This window comes from Clostridium bowmanii, from assembly GCF_018861315.1.
Lineage (GTDB): Bacteria > Bacillota > Clostridia > Clostridiales > Clostridiaceae > Clostridium_AD > Clostridium_AD bowmanii.
The window spans coordinates 25,256-48,918 of the sequence record NZ_JAHLDL010000036.1 but is presented as its reverse complement, the minus strand read 5'-3'; the positions used below and the strand labels follow the sequence as shown (position 1 = coordinate 48,918).

Sequence of the window (23,663 nt, the reverse complement as noted above, 5' to 3'; positions counted from 1 at the left end):
TAAAAATTCCTTTTTGTAAATAATTGTAAATAAATATCTTTTAAGTAAATAATTAGTTTCTAAATTCATTCAGCGGAATATAAGTTACAAATTAATACATATATTCTTAAAGTGAATTACTTAGGCGAGGGAGTATAGTTATGTAATAAAATTATATAAAAACTTCCACATATTTATGCACCTCCTATTTGCAGAGTACATAAGGTATAGAGAAATATAAAAAACATTCTAGAATTAATTATGGTGGTGAAATTTAATGAAAGTAGTAATACTTTGTGGTGGCAAAGGAACACGTATGCGCGAAGAAACAGAATATCGGCCTAAGCCTTTAGTTGAGATTGGTGGTAAACCGATTTTATGGCATATAATGAAAAGTTATTCAAGTTATGGATTTAATGATTTTATTTTATGCGTTGGATATAAGGGAGAAATGATAAAGCAGTATTTCATGGATATGTACTGGAGAAATAATGACTTTACGCTACATTTTAATGGCGACAGAAAAATAGAATATCATACAAAGGAAGAAGAAAATTGGAACATTACAATTATCAACACAGGAATTGAAACTATGACCGGTGGAAGGCTAAAGCAAGTAGAAAAATATATAGATGATAAGGAATTTATGTTTACCTACGGAGATGGATTAAGTGACGTAAATATCCTAGAACTCCTAGAATTCCATAGGAAAAAGGGCAAAATTGGAACACTTACCGGTGTAAATCCCATTTCAACTTTTGGTGTTATGGAGGTTAAAGATGGAATTGTTAATTCCTTTAAAGAGAAGCCTATTTTAAATGATAGAATAAACGGCGGATTTATGGTATTTAATAAAGATATATTTAAATATCTGGGGAGTGAAGACTGTTTTTTTGAACAAGAACCTATAAGAAATCTTGCAAAAGATAAACAGCTTGCGATGTATGAGCATAATGGTTTCTGGACTGCTATAGATACCTTCAAAGATGTAGAAACTGTAAATAAATTATGGGACAAAGGAGAGCATCTATGGAGAAGCGGGGAGTAGATTTATTCAATGGCTTTTATAAAAATAAGAGAGTATTAATTACTGGACACACAGGTTTTAAAGGATCATGGCTTTCAATTTGGCTCCATAAGTTGGGAGCTATAGTTATAGGATATGGACTAGACCCCTATACAGGGGATGACAACTTTGTTGTTAGCGGGTTAAAGAATAAAATCATAGATATACGAGGAGATATTAGAGATTATAAAAAACTTTTAGAAGTTTTTAATATATATAAGCCAGATATTGTTTTTCATTTAGCAGCCCAGGCACTAGTAAAAAGGTCCTATGAAAATCCCATAGAAACCTATGAAATAAATGTAATGGGAACTTTAAATGTGCTGGAATGTATTAAAAATTCAGCAATAGTTTCGACTGCTATTATGGTAACTACAGATAAGTGCTATAAAAATATAGAGCAGATATGGGGGTATAGAGAAGATGACCCAATGGGAGGATATGACCCATATAGTTCTAGTAAGGGTTGTGCTGAAATCCTTATAGATTCCTATAGAAATTCCTTTATTAATCCTAAAGATTATAATCATCATGGTAAAGCTATTGCAACAGTACGTGCAGGAAACGTAATTGGTGGTGGGGACTGGTCTGTTGATAGAATAATTCCGGATTGCATAAGAGCAATAAACAAAAATAAAGATATTAAAATTAGAAACCAAGGGGCAGTTAGACCTTGGCAACATGTAATTGAGCCATTAGGCGGATATTTATTGCTTGCTTCTAAAATGTTTGAGGATGGTGTGAGTTATTGTAGTGGTTGGAACTTTGGACCAAGTAGTGAGTCTATAGTTACCGTATCAAGTGTTGTAGACAGAATCATTGCTGAATGGGGATATGGAAAATGTATAGATAATTCAGTTGAAAATGCTCCCCACGAAGCAAATTTGTTAATACTTGATTGTACCAAGGCTAAAACCTATCTAAATTGGTCGCCAAAATTTAATATAGAACAAGCATTAAAACTCACAGTAGATTGGTATAAAAATTTTAAAAATAAGGACACATATGATCTATGCATAAGTCAAATAGAAAGTTATTGCAAAATAGAGATATAAGAGGTAATTGATATGTGTAAAAAAGTATTAATAACAGGCGCTAGTGGTTTTGTAGGTTCTTGTTTGGTTAGAAGACTACTATCAGAGAATTATAAGATTCATATTATAACAAGAGATACCACTAATTTATGGAGACTTCAAGATATAATAAAGCATTTAGAAATTCACAATATAGATTTACTAGATAGTCAAAAAATAGCAAAACTCGCTAGCACTATAAGTATAGATCAAGTATTTCATTTAGCAACTTATGGTGGGTATTATTACCAAAGTAAATTAGAGGAGGTAATAAATACTAATGTGATTGCAACTTGGAATATATTTAGAGAATTCTCTAAAAAAGGTATTGAAATGTTTGTAAATACTAGTAGCTCCTCTGAATATGGAGAAAAATTTGAGCCAATGAGCGAAGACATGAAAGTTGAACCTAATAACATGTATGGGGCAAGTAAGGCAGCGGCGACAATCTTATGCAGTACCTATGCAAGCATGAATAAAATACCAATGGTAACTCTTAGGTTATTTTCACCCTATGGATATTATGATGCTAAAACGAGATTAATTCCTACAGTTATTACCGCCTGCCTTAGAGAACAAGAGATCAAATTATCACAAAAGCATTCCATGAGAGACTTTATATTTATAGATGATGTAGTTGAAGCTTATTTAGCTGTTAGCAGGCTTGAAAACTCACAAGGAGAGATATTTAATATTGGAAATGGAATACAATATACAATTGAAGACATTGCAAATAATATAGTGAGTTTAATTGGGAAAGGAAATATAATCCATTGGACAAACAATTTAGAGAGGCAGTATGAGCCAGCTATGTGGGTTAGTGATAATAAAAAAGTCTATGAAAAACTAAACTGGAAGCCAAAGGTGGAAATAGGCGAGGGTATAAATAAAACAATAAATTGGTTTAGAAATAATCTGGAATTTTATAGGTAGGTGATAAGTAAAATGAAGCTATCAGATTATGTGGCAACTTTTCTAAAGGATAATGGAGTTACAACAGTGTTTGGCTATCAAGGTGGAGCTGTAACGCATTTTGTTGATTCAATATATAAAATAGAGGGAATTAAATTCATATCAAATCACCATGAGCAGGCCTCAGCTTTTGCAGCGGAAGGTTATGCAAGAGTTAGTGGAAATATAGGAGTATGCACAGCTACTAGTGGACCAGGAGCAACAAATCTAATAACAGGAATAGGGAGTGCATATTTTGACTCCATTCCTTGTTTGTATATAACAGGTCAAGTTAATACCTACGAATACAAACGTAATAAGGAAATAAGACAAGAAGGATTTCAGGAAACGGATATAGTAAGTATAGTAAAACCTATAACTAAGTATGCAATTATGATTACAGAGGCGGAACGAATAAAATATTTTTTAGAAAAGGCATTTTATATTGCAAAATCTGGTAGACCTGGACCTGTTTTAATAGATTTGCCTATGAACGTGCAAAGGGCAGAAATTAATCCAGATGATCTAGTAGGTTTTTATGACTGCGAAGAATACAAAAGAAAAATACAGATTGAGGTAAATATAGAAGATGTTCAAAGCTTAATAGAGTTAATAAAAAAGAGCAAAAGGCCTGTGATACTGGCGGGTGGAGGCATTAGGCTTGCAAAGGCAGAGGAAAAACTAGAAAAACTTATAGAACTTACGGGTATTCCTGTAGTAAGCACGTTAATGGGAATAGACAGCGTAAATAATGAGCACAAATGTTATGTTGGTTATATGGGCGCTTATGGAACTAGGTATTCAAATTTGGCAGTGGCTAATTGTGATTTACTAATAGTACTAGGTTCGAGACTAACAACAAGGCAGACAAGTTCTATAACTGATAGTTTTGCTAGAGAAGCTAAAATAGTTCATGTAGATATAGATAGAAATGAGCTTAATATTAAGATTAAAGAAGATTTAAGTATAGAGTGTGATTTAGATTTATTTATTGATAATTTAAATCAAAGTTTAAAAGATTGCCATTATAAATTTGATTTTAGTTCTTGGATATGCAAAATAAACAATTATAAAAAAATGTACCCGTCATTTCAATCTCATAAGAATATAAACGAAATAGACCCTAATGATTTCATGAATAAAATAAGTGAAATGCTACATCCAAATTCTATAGTATGTTTAGATATAGGTCAAAACCAGATTTGGGCATCTCAGTCACTTAAGCTGAAAAAAAATCAAAGATTATTAAACGCAGGTGGAATGGGAGCAATGGGGTTTGGGCTACCATCAGCTATAGGAGCCTTTTATGCTAGATCTAATTCTAAAATAGTTGCAATTACAGGTGATGGTGGCATTCAAATGAATATTCAAGAACTACAAACTATAGCCCGGGAAAAAATACCTATAAAAATCATTATAATGAACAATAATGCATTAGGTATGATTAGACATTTTCAAGAAATGTATTTTCAGTCAAATTATTATGGAACTATAGATGGATATTCTGCTCCTAATTTTGCAAAAATAAGTGAGGCTTATGGTATTAAATCATTTAAGGTAAGTGATGAAAGTCAGATGAATCAATTAAAGGAAAAGTTAAATGATGATGAAAGCTATGTTATTGAGGTAGAACTTAAAAGTATAACTTATGTAACTCCCAAATTGGGTATGGGGAGGCCAATAGAAGACCAAGAACCTCTTTTGGATAGAAAGGAACTAGAAGAAAACATGATAATTGATATGTATAAGTCTTAATAGGGGGGTGGCAAATATCAAAGATGAAAAGGCAATAAGAAATGAAATTTTGGGCAGTGTAAAAGAACTATATAAGCTTCGCGAAGAAAATAAAAGTTTCATACCGGGACAAACAAAAGTAAATTATGCAGGTCGCGTATTCGATGAGAATGAAATGATAGCGGTTGTAGATTCAGCATTAGATTTTTGGCTTACACTAGGGGCTAAAGGCAGAGAATTTTGCGATAACTTTTCTAGATATCTTGGAATAAAGCAATGTTTAGTAACAAATTCAGGTTCATCGTCTAATTTAATTGCAGTTTCTGCACTCTGCTGCAAAACAATAAAAAATCCAATGAAGCCTGGGGATGAAGTAATAACTACTGCAATGGCTTTCCCAACAACACTAAATCCAATAATTCAAAATGGGTTAATTCCTATATTTGTTGATATAGAAGAAGACACATATAATATTGATGCTTCAAAAATAGAAAGTGCAATAACTGGCAAAACAAGAGCTATAATTTTTGCTCATACTTTAGGTAATCCTGCTGAGATGGATAAGATAATGGATATAGCAAGAAGGCATAACTTATATGTAGTGGAAGATACTTGTGATGCACTAGATTCAATCTATGATGGAAAGCCTTGTGGAACCTTTGGAGATTTCTCAACGTTCAGTTTTTATGCAGCTCATCATATTACCATGGGTGAAGGCGGAGCAATATGCACAAATTCACAAGAGTTATACAGAGCGGCACTTTCTATAAGAGATTGGGGAAAGGCATGTTTTTGTCAAACTGGTGAAGCAAGTGGTAATGGTGCCTGTGGCCATAGATTTGATTTTAAATTCGAGGGTCTGCCAGATGGGTATGATCACAAATATGTTTTTAGCAATATAGGATATAATTTAAAACCATTAGATATGCAATGTGCAATGGGAACCCAGCAACTAAAAAAACTTCCGGAGTTTTCAAAGGCAAGGAAAAATAATTTCACAAGATTATATGAATGTTTTAAAAAACATGAAGATGTGTTTGTTTTGCCAAGAGCGCTGCCTAAAGCTGAACCATCTTGGTTTGCAATACCAATCACAATAAGAGAAACTGCAAGGTTTTCTAAAAAGGATTTTGTTACTTATCTTGAAACAAAGCTTATAGAAACAAGAATGCTATTTGCTGGAAATATTTTAAAACAACCAGGGTACAAGGATATAAATTACAGAATATCAGGAAATTTAAAATATACAGATGGTGTTCTTTATAGAACATTTTTCCTGGGAGTTTATCCAGGTATAACAAAGGAAAAATTAGACTATATGATAGAAAGTATAGATAGCTTTTTTAAATAAAATTATATAATTAGAAAAAGCTTACCTGTAAAAATACATGGTAAGCTTTTTCTGGTAATTGAAAATATATGGGAAGTATATTTTTATAAAACTTTAGCAGCATCTTTAATATCGTTAAACAATTTAAGCGTATCATTAAAATAAGGTTCATCTTTATAGTATTCTATAAAATAATCATCATAGTTTTCCGTATCAATATCTATTTTATTTTCAATGATACGTCTATACCAAGGTAGCAAAGTTGTTTGTAATATTTGCAGTTTATCTCGACTTATAAGATTTTGATTAAGTCCATATGGAATAAAATAATATAAAATATCTAAATAATTTTTTATAAATACCTTACCAAAGTTATATCCACTAGGATTCGTACCTTCATAATTAAAGATAGAACGATTTATTAAAGTAAATGTAGGGTTATCTAGAAGAATATTATATTGCAAATATATTTGATTAAAGCTGGTATCAACGTATTTGAAAGGTTCTTCAATTTTATTAAAGGCTTCTCTTTTTATTATTATAGAAGAAATAAAGCTTGCAGCTATTGAAGTTGCTTGCAGAAATTCATCAATTCCATTATATATAACGACGTCATTTTTATTACTAAGAACATTTATAAATAGCAGAGAAGATGCAGTGTTTTTATTAATAACATCCATTAGTGGATATATTGTGTTTTCTTTGAAATAATCATCATCCCCATGTAGGATGAAATATATTCCTTTTGATTTTTCTATAGTTAAAGCAATATTTTTATCCGGACCAATGTTAGTTTTATTTTTATTATAAGTTAAATTATCATATAAATTCAAAAACTTATTAATTATATCTTCTGAATTGTCTGTTGAATTATTATTAGTAACAAACACTTCAAATAAGCTATCATTTCCAATTTGACTATATATAGAATTCAAACACTTTTCTAATTGGATGGCTCTATTGTAGGTTGGGATGCAAATTGAGATTAATGGATTATTTTTTCTATCCGCGAGTACTTTCTTTATTTCAATATCACTTCGAGTCCTAATCCATTTTTGAGTGATAGTATCGTACATTTTAATTATTATAGCAGGACTTCCAGCTACAATGCTGTAATCTGGAACATTTTTTGTAACAAAACTGTTAGCAGCAATTACGCAGCCGCGTCCAATATGAACATCACCGACAATTGAGGCATTTACACCTATCCATGAATTCTCTCCAATTAATATTTCATTTGTTGTTGAAGTTATTCCTTGATGCATAATTGGAATACCGATGCTTTCGTAATTGTGACTACAATCTGATATATATACATTAGGGGCAATTATAACATTTTTTTCTATAATACCTTTATTAGCAATTGAAAATGTAAACCTGCTTCCTATTTGGCACCCATCACCTATAACAATTTTAGGCGAAACATTATTCTCATACGAACAGATATTGAGCCAACAATTATCCTTTATAAACGTGCCAGTACCGATATGAGTATAAGTGAAATTACTTATTTTATAATCTTCTTGAATTGTAGAACTAGGACCAAAACCACAAAACAACTTTGCTAGTGGACTATCACTAAGTATGGCAGGTTCTCCCATTAATTTTACCTCCATTTTATGATTTATATTAAATATAATAATTTATTATTTAGTTCCTTCAAAGTAGACTCTATTTGCAATTACTGCTGGAGAGTCAGGTTTATATTCTGCAGCCTTATTATTATATTTAATGGACGATTCTCTATCGCCTAACCTGTCATAGCAGACAGAAAGCTGTATATTGGGTATATAACCCCAAAAATCGTGAGATATAAAACCCCAGCTATTTACTGGTTTAATAAGGTCTGAGGCGAGTTTATACCAGAAAATAGCCCTATTATAATCTAAAGCCTCAAAATAATAAGTTCCTATATTACAACATATTTCCGCCCTTGGAGTATCATATTCTAAACTTTTGAGAAGTATTTTTAGCATGCTTTTCTTATCGCCTTTAATGGCATAACACTTAGAAAGGTCAAAACACGAACTAATATTATCCTCTAACCAACCTTTTTCTGTGTCTAAAAATTTATTAAAATAAATTATAGCTTCGTCAATAAAATTATTTTGATGTAATTCTCTAGCATAATAGAATAAGCCTCTTGGAGATAGTGATTTTCCATCAGATAGTAGGGCCTTGTAAATAGAAATATTTCTACCAGCAACTGCTGCATGTTCTTTTCTATGGGTTATACAAATATCCGTGTTTATGCTGTTGCCAATCATTATTAGACATTCGTGTACAGGCTCCATCCATTGACAATTATTTATTCTTTTTGATAGGCGTTCTCTAAAATATGATAAGGTTACTTTTCCATTACCATCGAAACCGACGTTATACATCATCATAACGTTATCTACGTCTAGAGTTAAACTTTGTTTAAGGCTTTTAAATTTTTCTATGTCTTCTTCCAGAATTATATCATCAGCATCTAGCCAAAGAGTATAATCCATTGTTGCTTTAGAAAAAGAAAAATTTCTAGCAGCAGAAAAATCATTTATCCACTTGAAATCAAATACTTTGTCTGTATATTTTTGTGCAATCTCTTTTGTATTATCGGTAGAACCAGTATCTACTATGATTATTTCGTCAACAATATCTGAAACACAGTCCAGACATCTACCTAAAACATCTTCCTCATTTTTTACAATCATACATAAACTTATAGTTACCATATAAACCTCCTAAGAAAAATCTACAGTATATATTATGCATCTTCTTTAAATAAGAAGCATAATTATAAAAAAAATCTAAAATGTAATTGGAAGTAAGCTAATCATTTTTAGCTCCATAAGGTGCAATCTTATTAGTTATGAATGCAGTTATAAATAGCATAGCACATTTTTTGAAAGCAAGAATAATATGTAATTGAAGTATAATTTGTTTTTACTAAGTGGTAGGGAAGGGATAGATTAATGAATGAAAATAGAAAGACTTCAATAATAATCTTAACTTATAATAACTTAACTTATAATAAGAGTTGTGTTGATAGCATAAGGAAATATACTGCGGAAAATACTTATGAAATAATTGTAGTGGATAATAATTCTACTGATGGAACAAGAGAATGGCTTAAAGATCAAAAGGATATTGTGGTTATTTTAAACGATGAAAATGTAGGGTTTCCAAAGGGATGTAATATTGGGATAGCTGCTAGCGAAAAAGATAATGATATTTTGCTTTTAAATAATGATACTGTAGTTACTCCAAGGTGGCTTGATAATCTTAAGACTTGTCTTTACAGTGATGATAAAGTTGGTGCAACGGCCTCTATAACTAATAATTGTTCTAATTATCAGTCAATAAGTGTGCCTTACAACGATATTAATAATATGATTGCCTTTGCAGATGCTAATAATGTGTCAAACCCAGAAAAATGGGAGGAGAAGACCAGGCTTGTGGCATTTTGCATGATTATAAAGAGAAATGTGCTTAACAACATTGGCATTATGGATGAAAGGTTTACACCTGGAAATTTTGAGGATGATGATCTATGCATGAGAATTATAGAATCAGGATATAAGCTAATGCTTTGTAATGATAGCTTCATACACCATTTTGGTAGTTCATCTTTTAATAAAGATCATTCTAAATTTAATGAGCTCCTAACCACGAATAGTAAAAAATTTGAGGACAAGTGGGGCTTTAATTCTAACTTATGTAGCACATTGAAATTTGACGTAATACAACGTATAAATGAACCGAAAGAAAAACAATTTAATATTCTTGAGTTTGATTGTGGACTAGGGGCTACATTAGTTAAATTAAAATATATGTATCCAAATGTAGAAATATATGGTTTAGAGACAAATGAATATGTAGCAAGGATAGGTGGAAAAGTTCTAGAGCTAATTACAGAGGATTTTGAAGTGAATTATAGCATGAACTTTAAGAAGGATAAGAATAACTTTTTTGACTATATAATTCTTGGAAATAGACTTCAATTAAGTAAAGATCCTTGGACACTATTAAATGGAGTAAAAAGATTCTTAAAGCCTGGAGGGTATGTAATTGCAACTATTCCTAACTTAATGCATTATTCAGTTATAAAAGAGCTATTAAGAGGAAGTTTTATGTATAGTGAAAATTCAATTTTAAATAGAAATAGTAATAAGTTTTTTACTTTAGTAGATATATATAAAATTTTCCAGGAGTGTGGATATACTAACCCATTTGTATTTCATTATTTTAATGAATTAACACAAGAAGATGATAAGTTATTAAATAGTGTATGTAGTATTGTAGGTGCTGAAATGAAAGGACATTTCTTAGCATACGAGTATGTAGCTAAGTTTCAGAAGAATGTGATTGAGTGTGGAGATTGACAACAGGGTTGTCAGTCTCTGTTTTTTACAAAAGTAAAGTTAAAGTTATATGATTATTAGGTACATTTTATGTATAAGTTCATATATTAGATTAGGATTAGAAATCCTAAAAATAAATTTATGGAGATGAATCCTTTTATGGCCTTAACACTAAATTTTGATACTCCTAAGACTAGTTCACCTCGCGCTGTTGCAGTTACAGGAACTGTTGCTGCATATAGTCTTGGATATTTAACAATTAGCCTTAACGTTACTAACGCTTCTACTGCAAGTAGAAACCGTTCATTTTATAGAACAATAACCTATGATAATACAGCAGGTGCTACAAGTCAAGTAGTTAATACTTCTTATACTTTATCAATTGTGCCAAAGATTTTAGGATCAGATACTATTTTGGCTGCAACTCAAGCTTGGTCATACACTCCTAATGTTTAATCCTATCTAGTTCAAATTCTTCATGGAGCCATAATTGGCTCCATGCTTTAAGTTCAGGCCTTAAGAGGGGGTGGTAAATTTGCAAAGTATAATAATACCTGCTACTAAAAGTCTTACGGTAACAAATAAATTTCCTAATGAAAATATAAATGGAGATTCTATATTTGTAGGTAATGATGAGATGTGTAGCTATATTAGTTATTTATATTTTGATATTTCAGCCCTTCCTAGCAATATACGCATTTTAAATGCAGAGCTTGTATTGTTTAAAATGAATAATTTTTATGATGATAGCAAGAAAATGTTTTCTATATATCCACTTAAGGACTATTTTAGCACTTATACAACTTTTAATAATCGTCCAAAAGTAAATGTTAAAATGAAAAGAGATTTTTATCCAATAATCACAAATGTAGCTGTAACTGTGAACGTAACTTACTTTGTTTCGTTATGGATAAATAATAAACTCAATAACACAGGTATATCAATAATCTCTAAAAATAATAGTATTATTGCAGAATTTGGTTCTTCTATATCTAAGGACACCTATCTTGTTCCCTTTATAAAAGTGGTTACAGACAATGAGTTCAAAAATGCTAATTGTAATCCTGTAGGAGCTACTAAAAGACAAGTTCGAGTTATAGGCACGGTAGCAGAGGATTCACAATATGAGGCTATAATTAATATTGGAGTAAACAGAAGTGGTATTGATCATACAGATAATTATTATGTTGCTGATGAATATAATAACTTATTAAGCGGTAAACCCCTTCATATAGATAAAACCTATAATATAGCTATTATTCCAAAGGAAAAGGTAGGTGATGTTGAAACATTAGATTTTTATGGATCTTACAAGGTATAGAGTATTTTTTTTAGGAAAGTTAGTTATTTAAAAGGTCTAGTGATAGGAGGAATAATCTAGTGGAGAATACATGCAATATAAAACTGAGTTCTAATGTAAGTGATAAGAAAACCATTATTTTTTTTGTAAAGCAAGGATTAGATAGTTTTTTAGCAGGCATTATTGATGCATTATCAGATGAGTATTTAACTAGAAAAATAATTGTAACAGATTTCAAACAAATTGATGAAGGAATGGAATTAGCTGATATATGCTGGTTTGAGTGGTGTGATGAACTAATATCCTATGGAAGTAAAACTAATATTGCAAGGCAAAAGAAAATTATATGTAGAATGCACAGTTACGAGGCATTTACAGATTACCCAGCAAATGTTGCTTGGGAAAACGTGGATAAAATCATATTTGTGGCAGAACATATTAAGAATTTTGTTGTTGAGAATTTTAGCATAGATGAAAAAAAGACAATAGTAATTCCTAATGGTATTGAGGAGAAAAACTGGACTTTCGCAGAGAGAAGACCAGGATTTAATATTTCTTATGTGGGTTATATAAATTACAAAAAAGGACCTATGCTATTATTACATGCTTTTAAAAATATTTTTAATAAAAATAATCATTATAAATTATTTATTGCTGGAAAGTTTCAAGACCAAAGAGATGTTTTGTATTTTAATCAAATGATAAAAGAGTTTGGGTTAGAAAATAATGTAATCTTTGAGGGCTGGCAGGATAACCTGGATAAATGGCTAGAAGATAAAAATTATGTGCTATGTACAAGTATTTTAGAATCACAAAACATGAGTGTTATGCAAGCTATGATAAAGGGTATAAAGCCTATAATCCATAATTTCGTTGGTGCAAAATCCATATATCCGCAAGCTTTAATCTGGAACTCAATCAATGATGCTGTTGATATGATAACTAACGATGAGTATAATTCTAAAGAATATTATGCTTTTGTTAAAGATGGGTATGAACTTCATTATCAAATAGAAAAGTTAAAGTCACTGTTTTCAGTTTTAATAGAAGATAAAGAAATTACAATGGTTGAGCAGCCGTTAGTTACTATTGGGATTACAAATTATAACGGTAAACAATATCTATCAAAATGTTTAGATTGTTTTATAAACCAAACCTATAAAAATATAGAAATTTTAGTTATTGATGATTATTCCACGGATGGTTCAGATAAGACAATCAAAAAATATGAAGAGAAATATAAAAATATATCAGCGATTTATCATAGTGAGAACTCTGGTGGAGCGTCAAAAGGAATTCAAGAAATTATTAATTTTGCAAAAGGAAAATATTTTCAATGGATTGCTTGTGATGATTTTCCAGATATTGATGCTATATACAAGTTCGTAGATTATTTAGAAAAAAACCCTAGCAAGGATTATGTATATAGTAACCTTAATATAGTTAATGAAGACAATATTAAAATTAATCAGTGGGATTATAAGGTTTACTCACAAAATAAAGTTGTTGAGCACATCTTTAAATCTGCTTCTGGTGTAATTCCCATGAATTGTCTTTATAGATTGAGCTTTTTTAAAGATAATAACATAAATTGGATTGTATATAGAAATAACGATTTTTCCGCAGATACACTAAATACACTACAGTTTATTAAATATAATTGGAATTATGGCAAAATTGATGATTCAGTAATAAATTATAGAATTCATTCCAATAATCTATCCCATAATCTACAAAAGAGAATAAACTCGGCGGTTTCGATTTTTGATTATATCATTAAAAATTTTAATGAAGAAGTATATGCCACAGAGATTCCATGGGATGAATTTCAAAATAGAGATCAATTAAAAAATCTTGTGATAGCACAATTTTATTATGACCAAATTGAAAATCATGTAAATATGAATGCTATACCTCAATATGTAAAGGGCAATGTCACTAAGAGGGAATTAATGAAATATTGCTATGTATTTGCAAAAGAGGGAATGAAGTATATTGATGAAGGTTTAAATGGAGGAATAATTTTTCTAAGTGAACTTTTTAAACTACAAGAATTATATGGTAAATATATAGAAGAAGTTAAAGACTTAGGGGTGATTTAACCATGAAAATAATGACGATTCTTGGGACTAGACCAGAAATAATAAGACTATCATTAATCATAAAAAAATTAGATAAGAACTGTGATCACGTTTTAGTTCATACAGGACAAAATTATTCTTCCCTACTAAATGATATATTTTTTCAGGAACTTAACATAAGAAAACCGGATTATTATTTACAAGTACCAGGGGATAGTTTTGGAATGCAAGTGGGGAAATTACTACAACTAGTAGAAGAAGTTATATTAAGTGAAAAGCCTGATAAAATACTAATACTTGGGGATACAAATAGTGGTTTATCTGCAATTATAGCGGAGAGACTTGGCATACCGGTATTTCATATGGAAGCAGGTAATAGATGTTTTGATTTAAAGGTTCCAGAGGAGAAAAATCGTAGGATAATAGATGCAGTTTCAACTTATGCTCTGCCTTACACTTCAGGAAGTAGAGAAAATTTGTTAAAAGATGGCATCTCAAAAGAAAAAATATTCCTATCAGGTAACCCAATATTTGAAGTACTAAGATATTATGATGAAAATATTGAAAAAAGTAATATTTTAAGGGATTTAAACTTAGAAAAGGGCAGATATATATTAGCCACCATTCATCGAGCGGAAAATGTAGATGTGAAAGAACGGCTAGAAATAATACTAAAAGCTATTGACTCAGTTCAAAAGGAGTTTAAATGTAAAATAATCTTTAGCATTCATCCAAGAACTAAAAGCAAAATAGATGAATTTGGATTTATAAATGTTAATAAGAATATAATCTATAATGAACCTTTTGGTTTTTTTGATTTCATTAAGATTGAAAAGAATGGTGCCCTTGTGTTAACAGATAGTGGCACGGTGCAAGAGGAATGCTGCATATTTCAAATACCTACAATTACAATTAGAGATTCAACTGAAAGACAGGAAACCGTTGAATGTGGAAGTAATGTGGTTTCAGGTGTTAATTACGAGAAAATTATTATGTGTTCGAGACTTATGGCAAAAGCAAATATTTGGTGGAGTTATCCAGATGGTTATATTGACAATAATGTTTCCACTAAAGTTGTAAATTTCATATTATCTAATTAGGTGGGTGATGCGATGTGAAAAAAATTGTAGTTCTAGGTGCAACGGGTATGGCTGGACATATGATTAGTAGTTATTTTAAAACCCTATTACAAAAATATGAAGTATATGATATATGTCATACTGTTAAATTGGAAGAAAAGTCTATACTCTTAGACATTCATGATTTGGACTCGTTGAAAAAAATTATTGCAGGCCTTAAGCCTGATATCATAATTAATTCTATTGGAATCCTAAATAAAAATGCTGAAGATGACCCATCTAATACAATATTTATTAACTCCTACTTCCCAAGATATTTAGAAGAACAATTTAAAAATACTAATATTAGGCTTATTCAGATAAGTACTGATTGCGTTTTTTCGGGTGACAAAGGTAATTATGATGAAGCCTTTGTACCTGATGGAAAAGATTTGTATGCGAAAACAAAAATATTGGGTGAAATAAATAATAATAAAGACTTAACCGTCCGAACTTCAATAATAGGACCAGAGCTAAAGCATAATGGTACGGGATTATTTCATTGGTTTATGAAACAAAATGATACTGCTATAGGATATTCCAAAGTTATATGGTCAGGAGTTACTACATTGCAATTGGGCAAGTGTCTGGATCTCATGATAGAAAATAATTTAAATGGATTATATAATTTGACCTCTAAAGTTCCTATTAGTAAATATGAGCTATTAAAGCTTCTTAATTCTGTATTTGATAAATCTATATTAATTAAAAGTTCTGAACAAATTGAAAATGACAAATCTCTCATAAGTACTAGAGAAGATTTTTCTGTAGATTTGCCTGATTATAAAGAAATGCTTAGTGAATTAAGAGATTGGATGGTAGAAAACAGACAACTATATTCACAATATTTTTTCAATACCTGTGGAGGGAATTTATATGTTTGAAAACAAAACTATTTTAATTACAGGAGGAACAGGTTCTTGGGGAAATGAGCTCACAACTCAACTTTTAGAAATGAATCCTAAGGAAATTATTATATATTCAAGAAGTGAATTAAGCCAAGTTAATATGCAACGCAAATTTAATAACCCTAAGTTGAAATTTATCATTGGTGACATAAGGGATTACGAATCAATACAACAAGCCACAAGAGATGCAGAGTATATTTTCCATTTGGCTGCCTTAAAACATGTACCTATTTGCGAAGAACAGCCCTATGAAGCAATCAAAACCAATATTACAGGTGTTAAAAACCTTATTAGAGCGGCAATTGAAAATAAGGCTGTTAAAGTGATAGATGTTTCTACAGATAAGGCTGTTGAACCAATGAACGTTTATGGAATGACAAAGGCTATTGGTGAGAAGCTAATAATTCATGCAAACACTATAACTGACAAAACAAAATTTGTTTGCATAAGAGCTGGAAATGTTCTAGGTACAAATGGAAGTGTCGTACCATATTTTATAGATCAAGTAAAAAGATGTAAAGAAATTACAATTACAGATATAGAAATGACAAGATACTTCCTAACTTTAAAGCAGGCAATAGGTTTAATATTCAAAGCAATTAAAAGCAGCATAGGTGGGGAAACTTTTGTAATGAAAATGCCTGGTTATAAGATAATAGATATCGCGAGGATTATACTGGATGAATTTGGGAATGAACAATGTAACATTAAAATAATAGGGAAAAGACCTGGTGAAAAGCTGCATGAAGTATTAATATCTAAGTATGAAGTAGATAATTCATATATTTATGATAAAGACTATTTTGTTATTCTACCTCAAATAAATATAGAGGATTTAAAAGAGTATTATAAAAAATTAAATTTAAAATCTCTAAATAAAAAAGAATATTCATCTAATGACTATGTATTAGGATACAATGAAGCTAAGGAAATGCTTATTAGAGGCGGATTTATTCATATCAAGGAAAACAATATAAATATATAAAAAAGAAACAGCCATTTCTAGCTGTTTCTTTTTTATATATTTATATAGTATAAAGTATTTATTTAACTCATTAATATCTCCAAGCCTTCGCCATCATATACTTCAAATTCTTTAATTGATCTTATTATTTCTTTTTTAGCAAGTTCAACATACCCATAGCTATAATAGAGTTTTCCAAGATTAAGCAGTACAAATTTATTATCTATTAAATTTAGTAAGTTTACGGCTAGTTCAAGTTCTTCGAATTTATTGTTTATGAGCAATATTTCACAGATTTCCATAATGATAGCAAGATATTCCTGGTCATTTTCTTCTTCAGATAAAACTGAGGAGGGCTCTTTTGTATATAACTTTAAAAATTCCATGTATACTTTTAATAGTTTTTTATCATAACCTGATAAATCAGCTTCTTTAAAATTACTTAATAAAGTTAGTGCAATATCATAATTATTAGTTAATATGCTGCTTATAACTTTGTACATAGAAAAATATAGATAAGAAGAATTAAATTGGACTATACTGTTCATTTTAATACATTCATTAAAGCCACCAGACATTACAAGACATTTAGCTTTAAGCATCATGAGGTCTTCTGGAATAATTCCAGCTAGTTCACATTTGCCCACGTATTCTAATGCTGTTTTATAAAAGCCTTCAGTGTAAAATAAATTTGCTATAATGATATTTGCTTTGGGGTAATCAGAAAAGAACTCTTCTATAATTCGCTTAAAATCATCGAAAGGTGTATTTTTATTTTTTAATATATGACCAATAAGGAATAGTGGGTTAATAAAATCAGGATTTGATTTCATTGCTTCAATATAATAATTGTATGCAGCGTCATAATCATTGAGTTTTAAATAAGCATTACCAAGTTCATAGAATGCTTTGAAACTTCCAACTCCATATAAACACTTTAATTCAGAGGGTGCTTCTCCAAGTTCAATACATTTCTCCAAGGCTTTTATCTGAAGGGTAGGCATATTCATATTTTTTAAGATAAGGGATTTTAGAAAATATAAGTCAGTAAATTTAGGGTAGTTCTCAAGACCAATATTTATAAATTTAAAGGCTGTATCGTGATCTTTTATATTATAATTTAAAAAAACTATTCTGAAAATCAATAAGAAACTATATCCATTGTGAGGTTCGAATTTCTCATAGGATTTATAATAATGTTCTAGAGCAGTTTTATCATCATTTAATGCCGCGTATTCAGTGCCTAGATTGAAGTGTGCAAAATAATTATCTGGATCGTTTTGTATTTGCTGCTTTAACAAACTTATATTTCTAGTCCTCTTATCTTTAGAGTCTATGCTTTTATTCATATAACCGAAGTGGTGGATTTTTATAAGGGTGTAAATAGCATTATATTTATTAGCTGAATATATTAACTGATTATGAATTTCTCCCTCATAGTGAGTTCCCTGGTTATTTTTATATAGTCTTGGATTTAAATTTATAGTAATTGAATTATCATCAATAGTACTTCCATAATAATTTAAGGTTTCGAAAAAATATATTGCATTTTCATCCAACTGCCTAGTTAATAAATCTTTTAAATTCTCTTGATCGCCTGGATATAATTCATCATCTCCATCCAAAATTAATATCCAATCTTTAGTGGCATATTTTAATGATTCATTTCTAGCATCGCTAAAATTATTATTCCACTTAAAATAGTGAACCTTAGCCCCAAAGCTTTTAGCAATTTCAACGGTTTTATCTGTAGAACCGGTGTCAACAATTATAATTTCATCAACGACATCCTTAATACTACTAAGGCATCTTAGTAAGTAGGTTTCTTCGTTCTTAACAATCATACACAAACTTACTTCATTTTTCATCTATTATCCTCCAATTAAAAACAATTAAATACTTCCATATATATTATGTAGAAGTTAATTAACAGTTCTTAATTCACAATCACCACCATAATTACAGTATCAATTTTAAACTAATGTTTCTTATGGAATACTGGCTTTGATGAGTTGAGAAACGTGATCAAATCTTGGGATAAATTAAGCATAGTAAATCCAAACGGTATTTACATCAAAAGATGGATTTTTGATATAAATACCCAAGATAAATTGTTTATAGCAGGTAAGTTTCAAGTTCAATTGTAAACTAAATAAGCTGCTTTGCATAAAATAGAGTAGATAGTGTTTGAAAATAGCAATTTATTAAATCTTTTAAAGTTATGAAAATTAATAAAATATATATTTAGGAGCTGTTTATATATGAAAATTTCAATAGATGCTGGGCATAATTGCATACCAGATGGTGGAGCAATCGGAATCAAAAGAGAGGACTCTGTAACTAAAGAAGTTGTAGGGAAAATAATTCAGAAACTACAAAATACAACTACTAAAATAGTAGATTGCACACCCTATGGACAAGTATTTTCAAATGTAGGACAATCATTACAATACAGATGTAATAAAGCAAACCAATCAAATTCAGATTTGCATTTATGTATTCATTTTAATGCAGGTGGTGGTGAGGGTGTAGAATGTTATGTTATATCGCAAACCGCTAAAAATTATGCTGCAAAAATTTGTAATGAAATAGCTTCGCTTGGATATAAAAATAGAGGTGTAAAAGATGGAACACATTTATTTGTTGTAAAGAATACTAGAATGCCTTGCGTTCTTGTAGAATGCGCATTTATAGATAGTAAAAAAGATATGACCATGTACAATGCTGATTTAATAGCAAATGCAATAATTAAAGCAGTTGTTGGTATGGTAATAGCCAGTAATTCAGTAATAGCAAGCTTTCAAGCGGCTTGCAATCTATCAGGTGTTACAGATAAAAACGGAAATAAGCTAGTTGTGGATGGGGTTAGAAGTGATTCAACTAACAGCGTCATAGCTAAAGTTATTCTTAAAAAAGATACAAGTAGCAATTTAGTTAAATGGTTACAAACAAGACTTATTACTTTAGGATTTCCATGTGGTAGGTCCGGATCAGATGGCATTTTTGGAGCTTCTACACTTGTGGCAGTTAAGAACTTTCAAGTGAAAAACAAACTTTTAGTTGATGGCATTGTTGGTCCTAATACTTTAAATAAACTGTTAGGTTAGTGGAGTAAATAATCTTACCTGTGGGGCAATTAAATGTTCTACAGGTTTTTCCGCAAATTTAAGGAATAATTATAAAAAAGGTTGCCAATATAATGAAACGAATGATAAAATATGGACAGATATGTTAAATTATCCTTAAATCTATAAGGGTTTTAAAATATAACTTTTAAAATAATAATTCAAGCATGGAATACAATTCATAGCATCAGGGAGGAATCAATTGGGCTGCACAAAAACAAATTTAGAAAAGAAAGAAAAGCATAAAAACGAATTTAAAGTAAAGTGGAAAAAAATAAAAGAGGACAAAGTGCTTTATCTAATGCTGTTGCTACCACTCGTATATTTTATGATTTTTCATTTAGTACCTTTGGCTGGTATGTCACTTGCGTTTCAAGATTATAGGATTATAGGAGATAATGTTTTTGTAGGATTAAAGCATTTTAAAATGCTATTTGGTTCCCCTAGTTTTTTTAATGTTCTCAAAAATACTATAATAATAAGCACTATGAAGATAGTATTTTTCTTTCCAATACCAATACTTTTATCTTTGATTATAAGTGAGATAAGAATAAAAAGATTTAAAAAATATGTACAATCAGTGGTTTATTTACCTCATTTTCTATCATGGATTGTAATTACAGGTATATGGATTAAATTATTATCACCAACAAGTGGGGGAGTAAATAACATATTAAATATATTTAATATGCCCTCTATTGATTTTATGACAAGCAAAGGGTATATAAGATGGGTACTTGTTTTTTCGGAAATGTGGAGAAGTGCTGGATGGGATTCAATAATATATTTAGCGGCAATAATGAGAATTAGTCCGGCATTATATGAATCAGCAAAAATGGATGGTGCATCTAGGTTTGATGAGATGATACATATTACAATACCAGAACTTACAACTACCATCATTACAGTATTTATTTTAAATTTAGGTTTTTTTATGAATGCAGGCTTTGATCAAGTATTTAACTTTATGAATGACTCTGTTATAAGTGTAATCGATATTCTTGATACCTATGTTTATAGAATAGGCTTAATAAATGGTCAGTATGCTTTCGCTACTGCAGCAAGTTTATTTAAGGGCGTAATTGGAATTATATTGATATTTACCACACACTTTTTAGCAAAAAAAATATCGGGGAAAGGCTTATGGTAGGGTGGAAAAGATGAAGAATAAAGAAAGCTTAGTTCATATAATTATATATATATTATTGTTTATTGTTACACTATCAATGCTTGTACCAATTTTAAATTTATTTGCGTTGTCACTTACTGATCCTGACCTCGCAAAAGAAGTAACAGGACTTACTATTTTGCCTAAAGGATTTTCTCTTGATAATTATAGAGTTTTGCTTTCTAATCCGCAGATTATGAGAAGTCTTTTTAATTCTGTATTTGTAACAGTAATAGGCACAGTATTAAATTTAGGCTTAACAATAATGGCAGCTTATGCCCTTACAAGGCCAGGTCTTGTGGGTAAAAGGTTCTTTATGATAATTTTAATAATAGTTATGGTATTTGAACCTGGATTAATTCCAGAATATTTGCTAATTAAAAGAATAGGGCTAATAGACACTTATTCTTCGGTAATTTTATACAAGGCACTAAATGTATATTATTTAATTATACTTATGAGATTTTTTGAAGAGGTGCCAGAAGCACTTATTGATGCAGCAAGGATAGATGGTGCAGGGCATTTAACTATTCTATTTAGAATATTAATTCCACTTTCAAAGTCGTCTATTGCAACTATAGGATTGTTTTATGGGGTATTTCATTGGAATGAATACTTTAGAGCATCTATATACTTAAATGATTCGGCTAAATGGCCATTACAACTAGTGCTTAGACAGTTTGTGGTATTAAATGATACCACATCAATGCTGGGGGCTAATAGTCTACTATCTTTTGATAGTGCTTCTCAGCTAAGTTATCAGGCATTACAAGCAGGAACCATAATGATTGCAATGGTTCCTATACTTTTAATATATCCATTTATACTTAAAAATTACACTAAGGGAACAATGGAAGGAGGAATTAAAGAATAAAAGGTTTAATTAAAGAATAAAAGGTTTAATTAAAGAAGTAATATTAATTAATAGTTTTTTTATTATAAAATAGTATTTTATTATAAAATAGTATTAATAAATTGTAGTTAAAAAATAATCTTAGGGGTGATTTAATGAAAAAGGCATTAGCTTCAATTCTTGCAATTATAAGTGTACTGAGTTTAGTATCATGCAAATCAAAAACTAGTAACTCCGTAGAACAAAATAAATCAACTAAGCTAGCAACGGTAAGAATGGTTATGAAAGATGTAAGTCCCAAAGACCCTATATCTCAAAAATATGTAGGGCTTATAGAAAAAGCTATGGCGGAGGAAGGGACAAAAGTTAAAATTCAACTTGTGGAAATGCCATCAGGTAACTATGCTGAAAAGTTAAACTTAATGTTACTTGGTAAAGATATTCCAGATATTATATATTTTCAAGGTGGAGATCTCCAGATTTCGCAGCAAGGATTACTCGAGGACTTAACACCATATATAGAAAAGTCAAAGTATATAAAATCTAATCTAGAGACGCAAAGTAAAAAGAGATTAGAAAACTATCCTTATTTATTATGGATTAAACCTCTTGCATCAAAAGTTCCAGTAATGAGAAGTGATTGGTTTGATAAATTAACCACATCTAAAAAGCTAATGGAAGACCCTACTATAGATAATTACTATGCGTTTTTAAAAGAATTAAAAGCTTCTAATTTAGGTGGAAAAGGATCGCCAGCCTATGCTTTAACAGTTGCGGGTAATTCCCTAGAGCTTGATGAAATATTCGACCAAGCTTTTGGAAATAAATCTACTTGGATAAAAGATGAAAATGGTAAGTATATTTATAATAAAGTATCTAACAATGAAAAAGAAAAGTTGACTTTTTATAATAAACTTTATAAGGAAGGAATATTAGATCCAGAGTACTTAACTAAACAATGGGACACAAAGGAAAAGGCTTTTTATGAAAATCAGTCGGGTGTAATAGTTGGAACAGCAGGTAAGGTTATAGATATATATGAAGGTAAAATCAAAAAGGCGAATGCAGGGGTAGGACTTACAGTTTTACCAGCAGCGAAGGGAAAGGCACAAGGTTATTTTCCTATAGATGTTTCTAAAGAAAGTAGAGGAATAGCTATTTCTTCTACATCTAAAAATAAAGAGGTTTCCTTTAAAATTTTAGATTTTATGGCTAGTGAAAAAGGCCAAATGATAGATCGTTTAGGTTTTGAAGGGGAGCATTATGTAATTAAAGATAATAAAATACAGTTAACTGAAAAATCACAAGAATGGTATGCAAAATTTTGGGAGCCTTCAAAAATTGCATTAGGAAAAGAACTCGCAAAACCACTACTGGGAGCTGCTGGAACTAAGTCACTAGAAGATGTGAATAAGCTTTATACTGAAGATATTAATTTCATAATGCCAGAAGAGCTTTCTATTAAATGGGATTCTATAAACAACCTGTATAAAGAATATTCAGCGGATATAATAACAGGAAAACGTCCTATTAGTGATTTTGATAAATTTGTAGTTGAATGGTATAAAAACGGTGGAGAAGATGTAACCAAGCAGGCTAATAAAGTATTAAAGTAAATGGACCAGTATTCTTTTTAAGAGCTTTATATGATGATGCGAAGGATAGAG

At 30.3% G+C, this 23,663-nt stretch carries 19 protein-coding genes; 16 read left to right on the top strand and 3 right to left on the bottom strand.

The genetic code is table 11. From position 1 onward, the window contains the following. Nucleotides 1-256 precede the first annotated feature (256 nt). The 5 genes from rfbF to rfbH are packed head-to-tail and all read left to right on the top strand — an operon-like array spanning nt 257 to nt 6,154. Nucleotides 257-1,027, top strand: coding sequence for a glucose-1-phosphate cytidylyltransferase (gene rfbF, locus KPL51_RS19155; RefSeq protein WP_216165114.1), 771 nt, complete (start codon nt 257-259; stop codon nt 1,025-1,027). Next, entirely contained in the window at nt 1,009-2,100 is a 1,092-nt protein-coding gene (gene rfbG, locus KPL51_RS19150; RefSeq protein WP_216165111.1) for a CDP-glucose 4,6-dehydratase, read from the top strand. Before rfbF ends, rfbG begins: the two co-directional genes overlap by 19 nt. 12 nt (nt 2,101-2,112) lie before the next feature. Then, nucleotides 2,113-3,051, top strand: a complete 939-nt coding sequence (locus KPL51_RS19145) for an NAD-dependent epimerase/dehydratase family protein (RefSeq protein WP_216165108.1) — start codon at nt 2,113-2,115, stop codon at nt 3,049-3,051. Between the two features lie 12 nt (nt 3,052-3,063). Then, nucleotides 3,064-4,824 carry a thiamine pyrophosphate-binding protein gene (locus KPL51_RS19140; protein ID WP_216165104.1) on the top strand — a complete coding sequence of 587 codons (1,761 nt, stop codon included), beginning with the start codon at nt 3,064-3,066 and terminating at the stop codon, nt 4,822-4,824. A 7-nt stretch (nt 4,825-4,831) separates the two neighbouring features. After that, nucleotides 4,832-6,154: a lipopolysaccharide biosynthesis protein RfbH gene (gene rfbH, locus KPL51_RS19135; RefSeq protein ID WP_224854524.1), complete on the top strand. Its 1,323-nt coding sequence runs from the start codon at nt 4,832-4,834 to the stop codon at nt 6,152-6,154. An 83-nt stretch (nt 6,155-6,237) separates the two neighbouring features. Here the strand turns inward: rfbH and KPL51_RS19130 are convergent, their stop codons facing one another. Next, entirely contained in the window at nt 6,238-7,734 is a 1,497-nt protein-coding gene (locus tag KPL51_RS19130) for a glycosyltransferase (protein ID WP_216165102.1), read from the bottom strand. Nucleotides 7,735-7,779: 45 nt separating this feature from the next. Beyond that, nucleotides 7,780-8,850, bottom strand: a complete 1,071-nt coding sequence (locus tag KPL51_RS19125; RefSeq protein WP_216165099.1) for a tetratricopeptide repeat-containing glycosyltransferase family 2 protein — start codon at nt 8,848-8,850, stop codon at nt 7,780-7,782. 240 nt (nt 8,851-9,090) lie between these two features. Here KPL51_RS19125 and KPL51_RS19120 point away from each other — a divergent pair, with 240 nt between their 5' ends. The 7 genes from KPL51_RS19120 to KPL51_RS19090 all read left to right on the top strand — a co-directional run bounded on the left by KPL51_RS19120 (nt 9,091) and on the right by KPL51_RS19090 (nt 16,871). Further along, nucleotides 9,091-10,500: a glycosyltransferase gene (locus tag KPL51_RS19120; RefSeq protein WP_216165096.1), complete on the top strand. Its 1,410-nt coding sequence runs from the start codon at nt 9,091-9,093 to the stop codon at nt 10,498-10,500. A 138-nt stretch (nt 10,501-10,638) separates the two neighbouring features. After that, entirely contained in the window at nt 10,639-10,935 is a 297-nt protein-coding gene (locus KPL51_RS19115; protein ID WP_216165093.1) for a hypothetical protein, read from the top strand. A 79-nt stretch (nt 10,936-11,014) separates the two neighbouring features. Continuing rightward, a complete protein-coding gene (locus KPL51_RS19110; protein WP_216165089.1) occupies nt 11,015-11,800 on the top strand; it encodes a DNRLRE domain-containing protein in 786 nt (261 codons plus the stop codon). Nucleotides 11,801-11,859: 59 nt separating this feature from the next. Then, nucleotides 11,860-13,881 (top strand): glycosyltransferase, encoded by a 2,022-nt coding sequence (locus KPL51_RS19105; protein WP_216165086.1) that lies wholly within the window; start codon nt 11,860-11,862, stop codon nt 13,879-13,881. Between the two features lie 2 nt (nt 13,882-13,883). Then, complete coding sequence (gene wecB, locus KPL51_RS19100) at nt 13,884-14,960, top strand: non-hydrolyzing UDP-N-acetylglucosamine 2-epimerase (protein ID WP_216165081.1); 1,077 nt, start codon at nt 13,884-13,886, stop codon at nt 14,958-14,960. A gap of 14 nt (nt 14,961-14,974) precedes the next feature. Next, nucleotides 14,975-15,862: a dTDP-4-dehydrorhamnose reductase family protein gene (locus tag KPL51_RS19095; protein WP_216165078.1), complete on the top strand. Its 888-nt coding sequence runs from the start codon at nt 14,975-14,977 to the stop codon at nt 15,860-15,862. Further along, entirely contained in the window at nt 15,855-16,871 is a 1,017-nt protein-coding gene (locus tag KPL51_RS19090; RefSeq protein WP_216165075.1) for an SDR family NAD(P)-dependent oxidoreductase, read from the top strand. Before KPL51_RS19095 ends, KPL51_RS19090 begins: the two co-directional genes overlap by 8 nt. 62 nt (nt 16,872-16,933) lie before the next feature. On the opposite strand, the gene KPL51_RS19085 is transcribed toward KPL51_RS19090, so the two are convergent. Beyond that, complete coding sequence (locus KPL51_RS19085) at nt 16,934-18,718, bottom strand: tetratricopeptide repeat-containing glycosyltransferase family 2 protein (RefSeq protein ID WP_216165072.1); 1,785 nt, start codon at nt 18,716-18,718, stop codon at nt 16,934-16,936. 393 nt (nt 18,719-19,111) lie between these two features. On the opposite strand from KPL51_RS19085, the gene KPL51_RS19080 reads away from it, so the two are divergent. The 4 genes from KPL51_RS19080 (at nt 19,112) to KPL51_RS19065 (ending at nt 23,612) form a co-directional block, all read left to right on the top strand. Next, nucleotides 19,112-19,957, top strand: a complete 846-nt coding sequence (locus KPL51_RS19080; RefSeq protein ID WP_216165069.1) for an N-acetylmuramoyl-L-alanine amidase — start codon at nt 19,112-19,114, stop codon at nt 19,955-19,957. A 220-nt stretch (nt 19,958-20,177) separates the two neighbouring features. Then, complete coding sequence (locus tag KPL51_RS19075) at nt 20,178-21,125, top strand: ABC transporter permease (RefSeq protein ID WP_224854527.1); 948 nt, start codon at nt 20,178-20,180, stop codon at nt 21,123-21,125. A gap of 10 nt (nt 21,126-21,135) precedes the next feature. Further along, nucleotides 21,136-22,017 carry a carbohydrate ABC transporter permease gene (locus tag KPL51_RS19070; protein ID WP_216165066.1) on the top strand — a complete coding sequence of 294 codons (882 nt, stop codon included), beginning with the start codon at nt 21,136-21,138 and terminating at the stop codon, nt 22,015-22,017. 134 nt (nt 22,018-22,151) lie between these two features. Then, nucleotides 22,152-23,612 carry an extracellular solute-binding protein gene (locus KPL51_RS19065; protein ID WP_224854530.1) on the top strand — a complete coding sequence of 487 codons (1,461 nt, stop codon included), beginning with the start codon at nt 22,152-22,154 and terminating at the stop codon, nt 23,610-23,612. Nucleotides 23,613-23,663: the final 51 nt, after the last annotated feature.